The sequence below is a fragment of the Gordonia mangrovi genome, from assembly GCF_024734075.1.
GTDB lineage: Bacteria > Actinomycetota > Actinomycetes > Mycobacteriales > Mycobacteriaceae > Gordonia > Gordonia mangrovi.
In genome coordinates, this window is the sequence record NZ_CP102850.1 from 1,530,147 (window position 1) to 1,545,486 (window position 15,340).

16 protein-coding genes and 1 pseudogene are annotated in these 15,340 nt (G+C 69.5%); 9 read left to right on the forward strand and 8 right to left on the reverse strand.

The features are described from left to right. Nucleotides 1-160 precede the first annotated feature (160 nt). Nucleotides 161-493 (reverse strand): annotated as a pseudogene (locus NWF22_RS07030) (cupin domain-containing protein); the annotation flags it as partial. Between the two features lie 95 nt (nt 494-588). Between NWF22_RS07030 and NWF22_RS07035 the strand changes: the two are divergent. Beyond that, complete coding sequence (locus NWF22_RS07035; RefSeq protein WP_160899982.1) at nt 589-1,419, forward strand: S-methyl-5'-thioadenosine phosphorylase; 831 nt, start codon at nt 589-591, stop codon at nt 1,417-1,419. Continuing rightward, complete coding sequence (locus NWF22_RS07040) at nt 1,416-2,459, forward strand: NAD-dependent epimerase/dehydratase family protein (RefSeq protein WP_373691984.1); 1,044 nt, start codon at nt 1,416-1,418, stop codon at nt 2,457-2,459. The genes NWF22_RS07035 and NWF22_RS07040 overlap by 4 nt, the downstream gene beginning before the upstream one ends. Here the strand turns inward: NWF22_RS07040 and NWF22_RS07045 are convergent. From NWF22_RS07045 to NWF22_RS07055, 3 genes are read right to left on the reverse strand one after another with little or no spacing between them, the layout of a single operon-like run. Then, complete coding sequence (locus NWF22_RS07045; protein WP_160899980.1) at nt 2,439-3,518, reverse strand: sensor histidine kinase; 1,080 nt, start codon at nt 3,516-3,518, stop codon at nt 2,439-2,441. The two genes, NWF22_RS07040 and NWF22_RS07045, sit on opposite strands and share 21 nt — an antisense overlap. Beyond that, a complete protein-coding gene (locus NWF22_RS07050) occupies nt 3,515-4,216 on the reverse strand; it encodes a response regulator transcription factor (RefSeq protein ID WP_160899979.1) in 702 nt (233 codons plus the stop codon). Before NWF22_RS07050 ends, NWF22_RS07045 begins: the two co-directional genes overlap by 4 nt. A gap of 15 nt (nt 4,217-4,231) precedes the next feature. Beyond that, nucleotides 4,232-5,617, reverse strand: coding sequence for a hypothetical protein (locus NWF22_RS07055; RefSeq protein WP_233750839.1), 1,386 nt, complete (start codon nt 5,615-5,617; stop codon nt 4,232-4,234). Nucleotides 5,618-5,730: 113 nt separating this feature from the next. Between NWF22_RS07055 and NWF22_RS07060 the strand changes: the two genes are divergently transcribed. Genes NWF22_RS07060 through NWF22_RS07080 form a run of 5 tightly spaced genes read left to right on the forward strand, consistent with a single transcriptional unit; the run spans nt 5,731 to nt 9,351 of the window. Continuing rightward, nucleotides 5,731-6,387 (forward strand): glycosyltransferase family 2 protein, encoded by a 657-nt coding sequence (locus NWF22_RS07060; protein WP_258321351.1) that lies wholly within the window; start codon nt 5,731-5,733, stop codon nt 6,385-6,387. Next, nucleotides 6,384-7,058: a TIGR04282 family arsenosugar biosynthesis glycosyltransferase gene (locus tag NWF22_RS07065; RefSeq protein ID WP_160899977.1), complete on the forward strand. Its 675-nt coding sequence runs from the start codon at nt 6,384-6,386 to the stop codon at nt 7,056-7,058. Before NWF22_RS07060 ends, NWF22_RS07065 begins: the two co-directional genes overlap by 4 nt. Beyond that, nucleotides 7,055-7,702: a methionine biosynthesis protein MetW gene (locus tag NWF22_RS07070; protein ID WP_233750838.1), complete on the forward strand. Its 648-nt coding sequence runs from the start codon at nt 7,055-7,057 to the stop codon at nt 7,700-7,702. Before NWF22_RS07065 ends, NWF22_RS07070 begins: the two co-directional genes overlap by 4 nt. Beyond that, nucleotides 7,699-8,823, forward strand: coding sequence for a molybdopterin-dependent oxidoreductase (locus NWF22_RS07075; RefSeq protein WP_160899976.1), 1,125 nt, complete (start codon nt 7,699-7,701; stop codon nt 8,821-8,823). Before NWF22_RS07070 ends, NWF22_RS07075 begins: the two co-directional genes overlap by 4 nt. A 33-nt stretch (nt 8,824-8,856) precedes the next feature. Next, nucleotides 8,857-9,351 (forward strand): hypothetical protein, encoded by a 495-nt coding sequence (locus NWF22_RS07080; protein ID WP_202398131.1) that lies wholly within the window; start codon nt 8,857-8,859, stop codon nt 9,349-9,351. Here the strand turns inward: NWF22_RS07080 and NWF22_RS07085 are convergent. Beyond that, nucleotides 9,294-10,181 carry a nucleoside hydrolase gene (locus NWF22_RS07085; protein WP_160899975.1) on the reverse strand — a complete coding sequence of 296 codons (888 nt, stop codon included), beginning with the start codon at nt 10,179-10,181 and terminating at the stop codon, nt 9,294-9,296. The genes NWF22_RS07080 and NWF22_RS07085 overlap by 58 nt on opposite strands. Before the next feature lie 72 nt (nt 10,182-10,253). Between NWF22_RS07085 and NWF22_RS07090 the strand changes: the two genes are divergently transcribed. Further along, on the forward strand, nt 10,254-11,336 hold the full coding sequence (locus NWF22_RS07090) for a threonine aldolase family protein (RefSeq protein ID WP_160899974.1): 1,083 nt from the start codon (nt 10,254-10,256) through the stop codon (nt 11,334-11,336). Nucleotides 11,337-11,352: 16 nt separating this feature from the next. After that, nucleotides 11,353-12,231, forward strand: a complete 879-nt coding sequence (locus NWF22_RS07095; RefSeq protein ID WP_160901316.1) for a siderophore-interacting protein — start codon at nt 11,353-11,355, stop codon at nt 12,229-12,231. A 25-nt stretch (nt 12,232-12,256) separates the two neighbouring features. On the opposite strand, the gene NWF22_RS07100 is transcribed toward NWF22_RS07095, so the two are convergent. From NWF22_RS07100 to NWF22_RS07110, 3 genes are all read right to left on the reverse strand, one after another. Further along, nucleotides 12,257-13,711 carry an esterase/lipase family protein gene (locus tag NWF22_RS07100; RefSeq protein WP_160899973.1) on the reverse strand — a complete coding sequence of 485 codons (1,455 nt, stop codon included), beginning with the start codon at nt 13,709-13,711 and terminating at the stop codon, nt 12,257-12,259. Between the two features lie 46 nt (nt 13,712-13,757). Then, complete coding sequence (locus NWF22_RS07105; protein WP_160899972.1) at nt 13,758-14,186, reverse strand: PPOX class F420-dependent oxidoreductase; 429 nt, start codon at nt 14,184-14,186, stop codon at nt 13,758-13,760. A 159-nt stretch (nt 14,187-14,345) separates the two neighbouring features. Next, nucleotides 14,346-15,155, reverse strand: coding sequence for a sulfurtransferase (locus NWF22_RS07110; RefSeq protein WP_160899971.1), 810 nt, complete (start codon nt 15,153-15,155; stop codon nt 14,346-14,348). Between the last annotated feature and the right edge of the window lie 185 nt (nt 15,156-15,340).

Genomic DNA, 15,340 nt, shown 5'->3' on the forward strand with positions numbered 1-15,340 from the left:
GATTCCAGATGGCGACGCCCAGGTTGTAGATGGCGATGATCATCGGTGTTCCTCTCGTTGACCCTGACGGGGGTCCGGCCCCATCGGCCGAACGGGAGTAGGACGTCACCGGATATCGCGGATGTTCCCGGTCGGTCCGAGAAGTGTTCTCGTGCCGTGGCTACTGCTGCGCGCAGGGCGGCGCCGGCGCGTCCTCCGACAACGGCTTGCCGAGCGGGTTCAGATAGAGCACGTCGAGCACCACGGGCACGTCGCCCAGGTTCTCCCCCACATGCGTATTCTGCTGCCCGCGTGGCTCTTCGATGACCGCGCCGGGCCCGTAGACCGTCGGCACGCAGTCCGGGCCGGGATGCGTCAAGGTCCCGGATCGCACCAACCCGACCAGGTCTCCGTCGTAAAATGCCAGCCGGTGGTGCCGCCGGGAACGACCGTGATCTCCCGTACCGCCAGATGCACCCTCGGCCACGAACGGCAACAGTCCCGCCGGAATGTCGAACACTTACCGCGCCCCGAATCGCCGGATGACGAAAGTGTGACCGTCAGACCGTTCGGCGCCCATCCTCGCGCGTCCTCGGTGATGATGGCTGCATGGTCGAACGAGACGCAGCGATCGGGGTCATCGGCGGTTCGGGCTTCTATTCGTGGCTGGCCGAGGAGGCGGCGTTCGGCGACGTCGTCGAATATCGGATACCGACACCGTTCGGCGACCCGTCCGCACCACTGACCGAGGCCACCCTCGACGGGCGACGCATCGTCTTCCTCCCCCGCCACGGCGCGAACCACGAGTATCTGCCGCACACCGTCCCTTACCGGGCGAACCTGTGGGCGATGCGGTCGCTGGGTGTTCGCCGCATCCTCAGCGCATCGGCCGTCGGCGGGCTCCAACCGGGCAACGGCCCGGGCACGGTGGTCATCCCGGATCAGCTCGTGGACCGCACCGGCGGACGCGCTCAGACGTTCTTCGATCGTCTGCCGATCGGCCACGCACATGGGCCCATCCACGTGTCGATGGCCGACCCATATTGCCCACAATTGCGTCGGGCGATGACGCGATCCGACGCGGTCGACGGCGGCACCCTCGTGGTGATCGACGGCCCGCGATTCTCCACCCGCGCGGAAAGCCGCTGGTATGCGGCGCAGGGCTGGTCGGTGATCAGCATGACCGGCCATCCCGAGGCGGCGCTGGCCCGCGAACTGCAGCTCTGCTATGCCAACGCCTGTCTGATCACCGATCTCGACGCCGGGGTCGCCGAAGGTGAGGGAGTGACCGCCGCCGAGGTGTTCGCCGAGTTCTCCCGCAACCTGCCGACCTTCGCCGGCCTCCTGCTCGACGCCATCCGCACCATCGACGCCGCCGCCGAATGCCCCTGCGCGGCTGCCGATCACGACGTCGACGCCGTGCTCGCGGACATCTCGTGACGCGCGTTCTGGTGACCGGCGCGGCCGGATTCATCGGTTCGCGCATCGTCGCGCTGCTGCGCGGCCAGGGCATCGACACGCTCGCCGTCGACGCGATGATCCCCGAGGCCCACGGCCGGTCTCCGGCCATCCCGGACGGCGTGACCCGCGCAGACGTGACCGCCGTCGACACCATGGCCGACCTCCTCGACGGGGTCGACGTGGTGTGCCATCAGGCCGCGATGGTCGGGATGGGTGTCACCGCCGCGGATGCCCCGCTCTACGCACGGCACAACGACCTCGGTACGGCAGCAGTGCTGGCCGCCATGCACCGGCGCGGCTGCGACCGCCTGGTGCTGGCCTCGTCGATGGTGGTGTACGGCTCCGGGTCGCTCCGGACCGTCGACGGTGAACCCGTCGATCAGCCACCAGCGCGCGATTCGGCCCACACCGACGCCGGGGATTTCGAGTACCGCACCCGCGACGGCCGGCTGATCTCGTGGGAACTGACCGGCGAGGATGCACCGCTGCGCCCGGCCAGCCTGTACGCGGCGAGCAAGGTGGCCCAGGAACATTACGCACGAGCGTGGTCCGTCGCGACCGGCGGTTCGGTGGTGGCCCTGCGCTATCACAACGTCTACGGACCGGGTATGCCGCGTGACACCCCCTACGCCGGGGTGGCGTCGATCTTCCGCTCACGTCTCGCCGCCGGACAGTCGCCGCTGGTGTTCGAAGATGGCGGCCAGATGCGCGATTTCGTCCATGTCGACGATGTGGCGCGCGCGAACTGCGTCGCGATCGACGCCGACACACGAGGTTTCGCCGCGGTCAACGTCTGTTCGGGACAGCCGATCTCGATCGGAGAGGTGGCCGATGTGCTGGCACGGCGTGTCGGCGGTCCGTCTCCCGTCGTCACCGGTGAGGTCCGCCCCGGCGACATCCGCCACATCGTGGCCGATCCGGCGCGGGCCCGCGAATTGCTGGGATTCACTGCACGTATCGGCCCCGAACAAGGACTCGCCGAGTTCGCGACGGCACCGCTACGTTCCTCGGCGTGCTGACGGCTCGGTCGCGGGCCGGCCGCCCGGACGCCGCGCATCCGGTGTGTGCGGCAGCAACACCTCGAATCGGCTCCCACGTTCGGTGTTGGTGGCGACGATCTCCCCGGCGTGCGCGTCGATCAGACCGCGTGCGATCGCCAGTCCCATACCCGATCCCACCGGCAACCCCTCGGCGTTGGCCGGAGTGCGCGAGGTCGTACCGCGATAGGCGACCTCGAAGATCCGCGGCAGATCCTCGTCGGGGATGCCGGAGCCGTCATCGTCCACGGCGATCGACACGGTCGTACCGAGGTCGGCGACCACCAGATCGACCGCCCCGCCCCGCCCGGTGTGGGCGATGGCGTTGACCACCAGATTGGTCAGCACCCGCGACAGCGCCGACGAACTCGCCGTGGCCACCACCGGATCGGCCGGTGCGGTGACCCCCAGCGAGATGCCGGCGCGGCGAGCGGCGCCGCCGAGTGCGGTGGTCACCTCGTCGACCACCTCGCGCACGTCGACCGGCTCCAACTCCAGTGTCATCGCACCGGAGTTGATCCGCGACATCTCGAACAGGTCATCGACCATCTGCGACAACCGGATCGTGTTGGTGTCGATCTCCCGGGCGAACTCCGCGATCTCCTCCGGCGAGGTGACCACCTGATCCGACAGGGCCTCCGCCAACGCCTTGATGTCGGCCAACGGGGTCCGCAGGTCATGGCTGACCCAGGCGATCAGTTCACGCCGGGAATGCTCGGCGGCGCGTTCCTGCTCACGCATCTGACGTTCCCAGACCGTACGTTTGGCCTGGAGTTGCCCCAGCAGCAGCGCGAGCGGCGCGGTCACCAACGCCACCGCCGCCAGCACCGCGACCACCCGCGAACTGTCGTCGGTGAACATGAAGCCACTGACCCCGAAGATCGCGGTGAATGTCGCCGCCAACGGCACCAGGATGATGGCGACCATGTTGGCCCGCAACGACATCCCGCGGATGAGATAGATGACGGCAGCACCGGCCGCGGCGATCGGTGCGGTCATCGCCAGCGCCACCGCGAAGATGCGGAAGGTCTCGGTGGTCATCTGCTGCTCCGCTCTCGCGGCGCCGAGGCCGCATTCCATCGATACCCGCGACCCCACACCGTCTCGATCCGCGCCGCCGACCCGAGTTTGGCCCGCAGCCGCTTGACGTGGACGGTGACCGTCGAGATGTCGCCGAAGCTCCACCCCCACACGCGGTCGAGCAGTTCCTCACGCGTGAACACCGCACCCGGATGGGCGACGAAGAACTCGAGCAGATCGAACTCGCGTTTGGTGGTCGACACCTCACGCGTTCCGACGAACACCGCGCACGACGCCGGGTCCACCGAGATCTCCCCGTCGGTGGTTCGCGCCGCGGGACCGGTGTGATCGGCCCGGGAGCGACGCAACACCGACTGCACCCGCAGACTCAGCTCGCGTGGACTGAACGGCTTGGCCACATAGTCGTCGGCGCCAGATTCGAGTCCGGCAACGCGATCGTCGGCCTCACCGAGTGCGGTCAGCATGATGACGGGCAGGTCGGCATGGGCACCGGCACGGATCGTCTCGCAGACGGCGATGCCGTCCCCCTCGGGCATCATCACGTCGAGAATGGCGAGATCGATGGGTTCGGCGTCGATGTGGGCGAGTGCGGCGGCCCCGGTATCGACCACGGTCACCTCCATCCCGTCGCGCTGCAGATACCGCCGTACGACGTCGGCGACCACCCGGTCGTCGTCGGCCACGAGTATGCGCACCATCACCTCACCCTCGATTCACCAATAGGTCAACAACAGGTGGTTGACGAGCAAGGCGAGCGTCGCCTGCAGCGTCAACCAGATTCGCTGGTGCCGCACCGGGAGCAACCCGGTACCGACCATCACCCACAGCGAGAACGGCAGCCAGATCCGTTCCGTCTCCGCCTTGCTCAGGGCACTGAGATCGGCGATCGCGATGGCCGCGAGCCCGCCGAGCATCAGCAGCGTGGGCGCGCTGTCCCACATCCGCCGCGGCGGCCACCGAAAGCCTCGCCCGATACCGGCCGCGGCCGCCGGCCCGAGCACGCACAGCGTGGCCGCCAGATTCGCCCACCCCCAGTAGGCGAAGGGACGCTTGCTCGCGATGCCCTGGTAGTAGCGTTCGACGACCAGGTGATAGCCGTCCAGCCACCAGAATCCCGCCAGCCAGAACGCGGCCACCACGATCAGCGCCCCGGCACATGCCCACGGCAGCGGACGTGCGGTGCGGGCGGCGAACAGCACGGCCAGCCCGACGACCCCCACGAGGATCAACCCGTAGCTGAGGAAGATCCCGAATCCGAGCAGGAGCCCGGCTGCCGTGGCCCACACCGCGCGTCGCGGGCCACGTGCGGTGGCGGCCACCGCGAGCAGCGCCACGCCCCACGCCGCCACCCCCATGAAGTACCCGTCGGCCGAGACCCCGACCCACACCCAGCCGGGGAACAGCACGAGGAACGGGGCGCACCGTCGGGCCCAGCGTTCGTCGCCGAGACACCGGATGGCGATCAGCACGGCCGCCGCGGCGCTGGTACCGGTCACGATGCACCAGGTGCCGGCCCATCCGCCGCCATCGAGGCCGATCCGGTCGAGCACCACGAAGCTCAGCAGCGCACCGGGCGGGTGTCCGGAGACATGGGTGGTCCACGAGTCGGGCTGTCCGTCGACGATGCGATCGGCGAACTCGCGCAGCATCGCCGGGATGCTCGCCACGCCCGGAACCTCTGCCAGATACTCGTCGGGCCGTTGCAGCCGGCCCGCGTAGCCGCGCTGGGGGCCGTCGATAAGCGCGAGACCGACCGTCCACGCCAGCGCCCACGCCCACGTCACCACGCACAGAGCCACCCAGGACAGTCGTTGCGCGAGCGCCGGCATGCCGATCACCGCCAGCACGGCGATCACGATCGCCGGAATGGTGCCCGGCCCGGTGTGAGGCAGCCAGTGCGCGAACAGCGGCGGCGCCTCGGCGAAGATCCGGGCGAGCATCGTCCGGTCGTGCACCAGCGGGACCCATGCCGCGATGGCCACCAGAACCACTGCGAGCGAGACACTTACGATGTCTCGCCGCAGCCGAACGGGACGCGTCGTGGCGACGTCGCCGCCACTGCCACCCTCCCGTTCGTCCTCGGTCACCATATCGGCCATGGTGCAACGCTATGGGTTTCGCAGCGCCGGCGGGCACCGTCGGTCATCCCGTCACACTTCTGTCATCACCGAAACGCTGTTGCTTCGCCCGGCACATCCCTACCGTGGACAGGGTGAATGCCAGCGAGATCGCGGTGATCATCCCGTGCCGGAACGAAGCCGGCTCCATCGTAGACGTCCTGGCCCGGGTGCCCGAGGGGATGCAGAGCATCGTGGTCGACAACGGTTCCGATGATGCCACCGCCGACCTCGCGCACGCCGCCGGCGCGACCGTCGTCGCCGAGCCCGAACCCGGGTACGGAGCGGCGGTCAGCGCCGGGGTCGACGCCGCCCGCCGGCCGGTGGTCTGCACCATCGACGGCGACGGGTCGATGGACCCGGCCGAACTGCTCGATCTGGCCGCCGAACTCGATCGCGGCGCCGAACTCGCGGTCGGGCGCCGCCGCCCCGACCATCCCCGGACGTGGCCGCTGCACGCACGCGCCGGCTCCGCGGCCGTCGCCGCCTACCTGCGCGGCCGCTACCACTTGCCGATCCATGACATCGGACCCATGCGCGCCATCCGCCGGGACACCCTCACCGACCTGGACGTGCGCGATCGACGCAGCGGGTATCCCGTCGAACTGCTGCTGCGGGCCGGACAGGCCGGGCTGCGCGTCGTCGAACGCGATGTGCGCTACACCGTGCGCACCGCCGGAGAGTCCAAGGTGTCCGGATCGATCCGCGGGTCGGCGCGGGCCGCACGGGACTTCCTGGTGGTGCTGCGATGAGCAGCTCCGCGGTGTTGATCACCGCCAAGTCCCCGGTTCCCGGGCTCGCCAAGACCCGGCTGGCCACGCGGTTCGGTGACGTCGGCGCGGCCACCCTCGCCGCCGCCGCGCTGCTCGACACTCTCCGCACCGCGCGTGCGGTCACGGGGGCGTCGGTGATCGTGGCGGTCACCGGTCGCCTCACCGACGCGGTGCGCAAACCCGACCTCGACGAGGCACTCGCCGGCTGCACCCTCATCCCCCAGCGCGGCGACGGATTCGCCGAGCGGTTGACCAACGCCCACCTCGACGCCGCCGGCACCGGTGCGCAGCGGGTGATCCAGATCGGCATGGACACCCCCCAGGTACGGACCGACCAACTGCGGACCGCGTTGCGCCGACTCGAGCCGCGCGCCCGACGCTGCGTCCTGGGGATCGCCGAGGACGGCGGATGGTGGGCGTTCGGTACCGCTCTCGGTCGTGGCGCGCGGGCCCTGTCGACGGTGGCGATGTCGCGCCCGGACACCGGTGCCGCGACGCAGGCCGCGTTGCGGCACGCCGGCCTGACGGTCGCGCTGCTCGAACCGATGATGGATGTCGATCTACCCACCGACATCGCCGACGTGGTTCGGGACTGCCCGCCGGACAGCGAATTCGCCCGCACCGCACAACGCCTCGGGGCGATCGGATGACCACGTCGGCGGTGCCCAATCCGTTCGACGCAATGTTCGCCGCCGGTCACACCGTGTTGCGGCGCACCGATGGTTCGACACACCAGTGGCCGGTGCACCGCTGGTGCGACACCGACGCCGACGACCTCGACCGCCAGTTCGACACATTGGTCGCCGACCGGTGTCGCGGATCGACGATCGATCTGGGTTGCGGCCCGGGACGTCTGGTCGACGTGTTGGTCACCCGACGGATCATCGCGCTGGGTGTCGACAGCTCCGGTGTTGCCGTGTCCATGGCGCGCGCTCGCGGGGTGTCGGTGCTGCACCGCGACATCCACGGTCCGCTACCCGGCGAGGGACGGTGGACGACCGCGTTGCTGATCGATGGCAACATCGGGATCGGCGGTGCGCCGGATCGGGTGCTGGCCCGCGCCGCACAACTGGTCCGGCCGGGCGGAACGGTCCTCGTCGAGATCGATCCGGAAGTCGAGCACATCGAGTACGACGAGGTGCGGGTGGAAGGCGAACGTTACGCCAGCACCTGGTTCCCCTGGGCCCGGATCGGCCTGCTCGGCGCCGAGAGCCTGTGTCATGGATGCGGTTTGACGATTCGCCAGACCTGGGCGCACGCGGGACGCCAAGTGGTGGAGATGATTCGCACATGACCGCGACCGATGATGATGTGGCGGGTCTGCGCAGCCCGCGGGTCACCGCGCGGATCGGTGTCGCGCTGGGCATCAGCTTCGGGATCTGCTTCGCCACCGGATTGCTGAGTCACGGCATCCAGCACCCGCCGTCGTGGTTCGAGTGGATCGCCCGGCCCGTCTGGCTCTACCGCGTGACCCAAGGGGTACATGTGATCTCCGGGTGCGTCGCGATCCCGCTGCTGCTGGCCAAGCTCGCGGTGGTGTACCCGAAGTTGTTCGACCGCCCCCTGATCGGGTCACCGGCCCGGGCGTTGGAGCGATTGTCGATCGCGGTGCTGGTGGCGGCGGGGATCTTTCAGTTGCTCACCGGACTGCTGAACATCGCCCAGTGGTATCCGTGGTCGTTCTTCTTCCCGTCGGCACACTACGCGATGGCCTACGTGGCGATCGGCGCGCTGGCCATCCATATCGCGGTGAAGCTACCGGTGATCCGGACCGCGCTCGACGGCCCGGTCGATTCCCGGCCACCGGAGCGGCGTCGCGGACCGTCGGGGTTGAGCAGACGCGGTTTTCTCAACCTCACCTGGGTGGCAGGTGGGCTGGGCGCACTGGCGTTCGCCGGCCAGACCATCCCGCTGCTGCGTCCGGTCGCCTTCCTGGCGCCGCGCAGCGGGGACGGCCCGCAGGGCCTGCCGATCAACCGCACCGCCGAGGCCGCCGGGGTCATCTCGGCGGCCACCGACGCCGACTACCGACTGCGGGTCACCGGGGCCGGCGCCGGTCGGGAGCTGTCGCTGACCGAGCTGCGTACCCTCCCCCAGCACACGGTGGACCTGCCGATCGCCTGTGTCGAGGGCTGGAGTGTCGGCGCAACGTGGACCGGGGTGCGCGTGACAGACCTCGCGGCCCTGGTCGGCGGCGACGGTGGACGCGGCATCCGGGTGATCTCACTGGAACGGGGCCTGTACGCGGTCAGCACACTGCCCGTCGCACAGTCACAGGATCCGTTGACGCTGCTCGCACTCGAACTCAACGGTGAACCGCTCGACATCGATCACGGCTATCCCGGCCGGCTCATCGCCCCGAACCTACCGGGCGTCATGCAGACCAAATGGGTGTCGCGGATCGAGGTGCTGTGATGGGTGAGGTGCGGTAATGGGTGCGGTGCCGTGATGGGCGAGCGTGTGGTGCGTATGCTGCTGGCGGCGTGCGGGATCGCGGCGTGCGGCTATGGCGCATGGCTGCTGTGGGAACTGTCGCCGGCGGATCGGATCTCGGTGCTCGTCTGGCTTGCGCTCGGATTGTTCGTCCACGATGCGGTCCTCGCTCCCGTCGCCCTCGGTGTCTCGTGGCTGCTGCGCGATCGGCTGCCGGTGTGGTGGAGCCGGACCCTGTTGATCGCGTTGGGGTTGACCAACGTGCTCATCCTCTTGGCGCTGCCGGTGATCCTGCCTCGCCCGGCCGACGATCAGATCGCCAACAGCACCATCCTGGACCGCAACTTCGGGCTCGGCCTGACCGTCGTCCTCGTCGCGGTGTGGGTGACGGTGTTCGGTGCGGCCGTCTGGATACGGCGCGGAGGCGAGAATCTGCGCCCCATCCCTGACCCTCAGCTGTTCGATCCGCGGCGGAGCAACCCGCGGACACGTCCGACGTCCAGCGCGTAGGCCGCCAGGTGGGTGGCCGCGTCGTCGGCGACGGCGACCACCCGGGCCGGTGTGTGATCGCTCCGCACCCGCATGCGGGCCGCACGCCACTGCGCACATGCCGGATCGAGACCGGCGGCAGCCGCGACCAGATCGTGGCAGGGCGCCGACCAGCCGCGACCGTATCCGGCCGGGTGCCGCGTCAGCCCGTAGCGCCGCATCGACGCGAAGTCGCCGATGCCGCGTGCGGGCAGGTCGTCGACGCGGAGGACAAGCGCGCGGGAGACGTCGAGTCCGACCCACCGGATCGGCAGCCCGACCGCCCGGGTGACGACTGCGGCAGCCCTCGGGTCACCTCTGGTGTTGGTGTCGGCGACCGCACGCACCGCGCGATCGGCGAAGCCCACACCGGCCGAGATGACGATGGACCGCAGCCCGGCGAGCGCGTCGGCGTCAGCGTCGACGGCGCGGGCGAGGTTGGTCAGCGGACCGAGGCAGACCAGCGTGCCGTCCGGGACGTCACGCGCGAACCTGACGATCACGTCGGGGGCGGGTGGGTGGTGGCGCGGCCGTTGCGCCGGTCTGCGGCCCCGCGCGGTTCCACCGGCGCCGTCCAGCCCGTGCATGCGCACCACCCGCCACGCCGGTGGCGGGGTGCGCGCGCCGGGGACGACCTCGCAGTCCGGCACCGCCAAGGCGATGTTGCGTGCGGCGGCGGCCGCCGACACAGCACCCCACGTGGTGGTGACACCCCACAACCGTTGCTCGGCCGCAATCGCACGGACCGCGATCGCGTCATCGAGTCCGCCGTCGGTGTCGACCAGGATGTCGGGTGCCCCGGCGACGCGCATGGGTTCAGTCTGACCGCGGCACCGACCGGACGCCACCCGGATCGGGCCGCCCACGTCGATACACTGGGCGCGATGGGAACAGCGAGTGTGAGCGGGCGTGGGACTCCGCCGGCGAAGATGTTCGCCAGCGACAACGCCGCCGGTGCCAGTGCGGAGATCGTCGACGCGGTGGCGGCGGTGTCGATGGAGGCACACCTGGCCTACGGCAATGACCCGGTGACCGCAGCGGCCGGTGAACGGGTCGCCGAGGTGTTCGGGACAGATGTCGACGTGCATTGCGTCTCGACCGGTTCGGCGGCCAATTCCCTTGCGTTGTCCGCCCTCACGCGCCCGTGGGGGTCGATTCTCTGCCATCGCAGCGCACACATCGAGGTGGACGAATGTGGTGGCCCCGAGTTCTTCACCGGCGGTGCGAAACTCGTCCTTCTCGACGGCGACGACGGCAAGATCGATCCCGGCGAGTTGCGTCGCGCGGTGCGGCATCGCGCCGGTGACGTGCACAGTGTCCAGCCGCAGGTGCTCAGCCTCACGCAGGCGACCGAAACCGGCTCGGTGTACTCCCTCGACGAGATCCATACCCTCACCGGGATCGCCCGGGACGCGGGCCTGCGAACCCATCTGGACGGCGCGCGATTCGCCAATGCGCTGGTCCATCTCGATGTGTCACCGGCCGAGATGTCCTGGCGCTGCGGCGTCGACCTCCTGTCGTTCGGCATCACCAAGAACGGCGGGATGACCACCGACGCCGTCGTGTCGTTCGACGGCTCGCTACGCGATGAACTCGCGTTCCGGGTGAAGCGGGCCGGCCAGTTGGCTTCGAAGCTGCGGTTCGAGTCCGCCCAGGTCCTGGCGTACCTGGCCGACGACCTGTGGTTGCGTAATGCACGACACGCCAACATGATGGCGCAACGGCTGGTGTCCGGGCTGCACGCCACCAGCGGTGTTGCCGTCCGGGGCGCCGCGCAGGCGAACCTGGTCTTCTGCGACCTTCCCGACCGGGTCATCGACGGCCTCGAGAACCAGGGATACGTGTTCCACCACGGCATCCCGGAACCCGGTGTCGCCCGGCTGGTGACCTCGCATGCGACCACCACCGAGTCCGTGGACGGTCTCCTCACCGCCATCGGCGACCTCGTCCACGATGACCGTGGCTGACCGCGCACCGACCTTCATGTCTCATTCGACGGCGCATGTCACGGCGACCACCGATCTCGGACCGCGTTTGCGGCGGCTACATTTTCACGTGCCCGACCTCGCCGGGCTCGGACTCCCCGGCGACCCCGACGAGGCGGTGGGGATCTACTTCCCGGCGCCCGGCGAGACGACGACACCGGACATGGAATGCCGGGACGGCATCTGGGGCTACCACGATCCGGAATCCGCGCCGGAGGCACGCAATTACTCGGTGCGCGCGGTCGACCATGCCACCGGGTCGATGACGGTGGACTTCGTCATCCACTCCCATGGACCGGCCACCGCGTGGGCGCAACGCGCCGAACCAGGACACCAGGTGGTGATGGCCCATGCCTGCGGCTGGTATCGAGCTGTGCCGGCGCACTGGCGGCTGCTCGCCGCCGATCTCGCCGGCTTCCCGGCACTGGCACGAATCCTCGACGAGGACAACGGAACCACGCCGACGACAACTGTGGTCGAGGTACCCGCCGCCGCGGACCTCGACTATCTGGACGACGTCGACCACGATGCTGACGTCGTCGCGGTGATCGGCAGCGGCAACGGGATCGGACCGAGTGTGCTGGCGGCGTCCATGCGGCAGCTGCCGGTCCCGGCCGGCGCGGGCTACTGCTGGTTCGCCGGGGAGGCCGCGCAATCTCGGGCGGTGCGCACATGGCTACGCCGCGAACATCAGTGGGGCCGCGAACAGTACGACATCATCGGCTACTGGCGGTCCGACGGCGAGGAGTGGTCGCGCCGGTATGCGGCATACGGCGACGAACTGTTCGCCATCTACCAGCGCGCGATCGCCGACGGCAAGGGTGAGAAGGCCGCCGCCGAGGAGTTCGACGAGGCGCTCGAAGAACGCGGGCTCTAGTGTGGCATCAGATACCGACTGCGGCTCAGCCGAGCAGCTCGGCGACGATCCGCAGCGACTCGTCGGTGAGCAGGTACGAGAGGTGATGGGTACCCGAGGCGCTCGGAACCCGGTGGATGTCCGCGACCGCGAGCTCTTCGCCGTCGATCAGCGACATGCTGCCGACGTCGACGACCAGATCGTTGGCGACATCGCCCATCAATGGGTCGACCACCTCGTCGGCCACCCGCGCCAGCGTCGCGAGTAGATCCGCCGGCATGCCGACGACATCGTCGGGTTCGAAGTCGGTGACGACCGTCTCGTACGTGACGCCGGCGTCGGGAGCCGATCCCGCGTTGAGCTTGTCGAGAAAGGCCGAGCCCGGCGCCATCGCGGCCAGGCCGGGTACCTGGTCGGCGTCGAGCGCTTGGTCGATGATGCCTTTCACCACCGCGAAGATCAGCGTCAGGACGCGCTGCGCGGCAGCACCCCCCGCGGGCCCGGCGTAACGGCGGATCACGTCGTCGAGCAGGGTCGTGTAGAGGTCGAGCAACGTCGACCAGTTGTTGCGGCTGGCGAACAGGGTCCCGGCATTCGGTCCACCCAGCATGGTCACCGTGCGGACCGCGATGTCCGGCGGTAGGCCGACGAGTTCGATGGCACTGCGTGCGACGAGCGCGCCACGGCTGTAGGTGAGGATGTCGAGATCGATCCGGTCGGCCGCCAATTCGTCGAGCAGGGCGACGAGTTGACGGGCGTTCTGCTCGGGATCCTCACTGAGTGTGCGATGAGTGAAGCCGAGGACCGTCGTGTCCTCGGCGGCGATCAGTCCGTCGAGGACCGCACGCCACCCGTCGTCGCGCCAACCGTAGCCGGTGCGGGTGGTGCTGAACGTCCCGTGCACCAACAGCACCAACCGGCTGGTTCCGGGACGGAAACCGATGTCGCCCGGCCGAACCGGCCGCCACGTGCGGGGATCGGAATCGGTGATCTCGACGAGCGAGGAACGCACGATCCGCGATTCCAGCGCGGTCACGATGTCGCCGGCCACCGGCCGGCGCAACCGAATGCCGAACAGCCGCACGATCTCCGCCGCAGCATCCGCGGTGGCGGGGCGGATACGCAGTTCGTGCGCACCGACGCGCGGTTCATCGAATACCGTCGCCCGCAGAGCACTGACGTGGTCGTCGTCGAGTGGCGCGCCGCGGTGTGTGGCCCACGAGTAGCACCCACCGCGCTCACAGAGCAGCACCTCGCCGGTGTCGGCCGATCGCACCCGGAGGGCTGGGTCGGCGGGCCGGCCCGACGTGGTCGCCGCGACGGTTCGGATCCGCGGCCGGTCGATCGCGATGGTCACCTTCTGCACCAGCGCGAGGTCGTCGGCGGCGGCCAGTGTCTGTACGAGCGGGTCGTCGTCGGGAATGTCGCGCACGGTGACCGCGTCGGGCGACAGCTCATCGGGCACCTCGATGACGAGGTCGCCGTGACGGATCGTGGTCACCGCGTCTCCTTCCGACTCGCCGGTTCGATGCCTTGCTCGGCTCCACTCAGGAGACGACCGACTGCGGCTGGTCGTTGTCTTTCATCTCGCCCCAACCGAACCACCGCTCCACCTCCATCACCGCGGTGGTGCGCGGACGGTCGCGTTGCGGGTAGGGATTGCCGGTGTAGTGCCGCGAGAGCCGGTCGATGTCGGCGAGCTCGTCGTCGGCGCGGAGTTCGATCACCCGCCCGAGGAGTGTCACGTGGGTGTACCAGTTCTCGGCGAGCACCGTGAGCGTGACCCGGGGATCGCGTCGTAGATGACCGAGCCGCGCGCGGCCGTCGTCCATGTTGAGCAGCACCCGGTCGCCGTCCATCAGGTACCAGGTGGCGGCCGACACCGGCGACCCGTCCTTCCGCAACGTGGCCATCACGCTGGGATTCGGTTGTGCGAGCATCTCTCTGACTGTCGGCGGCAGCGGCCCGGTCGACATCAGTGGCTCCAGAATCCGGTGGGGTGTCGGGTTCCGTCCTTGAGGGTCCAGTGATCCGAGCCGGTCATCACGAACAGCACCGTACGTGCCATGTCGGCCTCCTTCGGTCTCGTCGGGAATGCGTCGACGAATCCCACCGTACTCAGGATCGGCGAGGCGTCACACCGTCTCCGCCGGACGGGCCGGATCGGACGACCACTGCGACCACGATCCCGGGAACAGCGTCCCGGAGCGTCCCGCGAGGTGCAGGGCCGCAATGGCATGTGCGGCGTTGACCCCGGACCCGCAGTAGGCGACCACGTCGTCGCCGATTCCCAAGGCGGCAAAACGTTCTCGGAGTTCGTGGACGGGCAGGAACCGACCATCCGGCCCGAGGTTGGCCGCCGTGGGGGCGCTGATCGCGCCCGGGATGTGACCGGCGCGCGGATCGATCGGCTCGACCTCGCCGCGATATCGCTCGGCGGCCCGCGCGTCCATCAGGGTCGCGGATGTCGCTGCCACGTCATCGATCTCCGCGACCGGGAGGTGGCCGGCATCGAGCGTGACGGTCCCGGCGCGCGGTGTGGTGTCACCGGCCGAGACCCGCAGTCCCGCTGCGCGCCACGCGCCGAGCCCGCCGTCGAGCATCCGGACGTCGCGGTGGCCTGCCCAGCGCAACAGCCACCACGCCCGCGCCGACGCGAGATTCCCGCTGTCGTCGTAGACCACCACCGGGGACGAGTCGTCGACGCCCCAGCGCCGCGCCGCGCCCTGCAGATCGGCGATGTCGGGCAGCGGATGCCGGCCCCGCTCCGGCGACGGTGATGCCGCGAGTTCGCGATCGAGATCGACGAACACCGCACCCGGGATGTGGCCGGCGCGGTAGTGCTCGCGGCCGTGCGGGTCGCCGAGTTGCCACCGCACATCGAGGATCACCGGGGGCCGGTCGGAGAGCATCGCCTCGGTGAGGTCGTCCACGCTGATGAGCATGGGTCGATCATGTCACCGCGAGCCATCCTGTCTCCACGAGCCACATGTGAGCCGGTGAGCCTCGCGCGTCCGCCACACGATCGCGCGTGCAGCCTCACGAGCGAATGATCGACGGGCGCGCGAACCCGCCGCAGGCGGCCTCTACGCGAGCCGCACACGGTTGAGACTCGTACCGTCTGGGTATG

What these genes read in the sequence shown, in the direction of transcription:
- NWF22_RS07035 (WP_160899982.1), top strand. Translation starts at nt 589, where the DNA reads ATGGTCGAACGAGACGCAGCGATCGGGGTCATCGGCGGTTCGGGCTTC.
- NWF22_RS07045 (WP_160899980.1), bottom strand. Translation starts at nt 3,518, where the DNA reads ATGACCACCGAGACCTTCCGCATCTTCGCGGTGGCGCTGGCGATGACC.
- NWF22_RS07050 (WP_160899979.1), bottom strand. Translation starts at nt 4,216, where the DNA reads ATGGTGCGCATACTCGTGGCCGACGACGACCGGGTGGTCGCCGACGTC.
- NWF22_RS07055 (WP_233750839.1), bottom strand. Translation starts at nt 5,617, where the DNA reads ATGGCCGATATGGTGACCGAGGACGAACGGGAGGGTGGCAGTGGCGGC.
- NWF22_RS07065 (WP_160899977.1), top strand. Translation starts at nt 6,384, where the DNA reads ATGAGCAGCTCCGCGGTGTTGATCACCGCCAAGTCCCCGGTTCCCGGG.
- NWF22_RS07070 (WP_233750838.1), top strand. Translation starts at nt 7,055, where the DNA reads ATGACCACGTCGGCGGTGCCCAATCCGTTCGACGCAATGTTCGCCGCC.
- NWF22_RS07075 (WP_160899976.1), top strand. Translation starts at nt 7,699, where the DNA reads ATGACCGCGACCGATGATGATGTGGCGGGTCTGCGCAGCCCGCGGGTC.
- NWF22_RS07080 (WP_202398131.1), top strand. Translation starts at nt 8,857, where the DNA reads ATGGGCGAGCGTGTGGTGCGTATGCTGCTGGCGGCGTGCGGGATCGCG.
- NWF22_RS07085 (WP_160899975.1), bottom strand. Translation starts at nt 10,181, where the DNA reads ATGCGCGTCGCCGGGGCACCCGACATCCTGGTCGACACCGACGGCGGA.
- NWF22_RS07090 (WP_160899974.1), top strand. Translation starts at nt 10,254, where the DNA reads ATGGGAACAGCGAGTGTGAGCGGGCGTGGGACTCCGCCGGCGAAGATG.
- NWF22_RS07095 (WP_160901316.1), top strand. Translation starts at nt 11,353, where the DNA reads ATGTCTCATTCGACGGCGCATGTCACGGCGACCACCGATCTCGGACCG.
- NWF22_RS07105 (WP_160899972.1), bottom strand. Translation starts at nt 14,186, where the DNA reads ATGTCGACCGGGCCGCTGCCGCCGACAGTCAGAGAGATGCTCGCACAA.
- NWF22_RS07110 (WP_160899971.1), bottom strand. Translation starts at nt 15,155, where the DNA reads ATGCTCATCAGCGTGGACGACCTCACCGAGGCGATGCTCTCCGACCGG.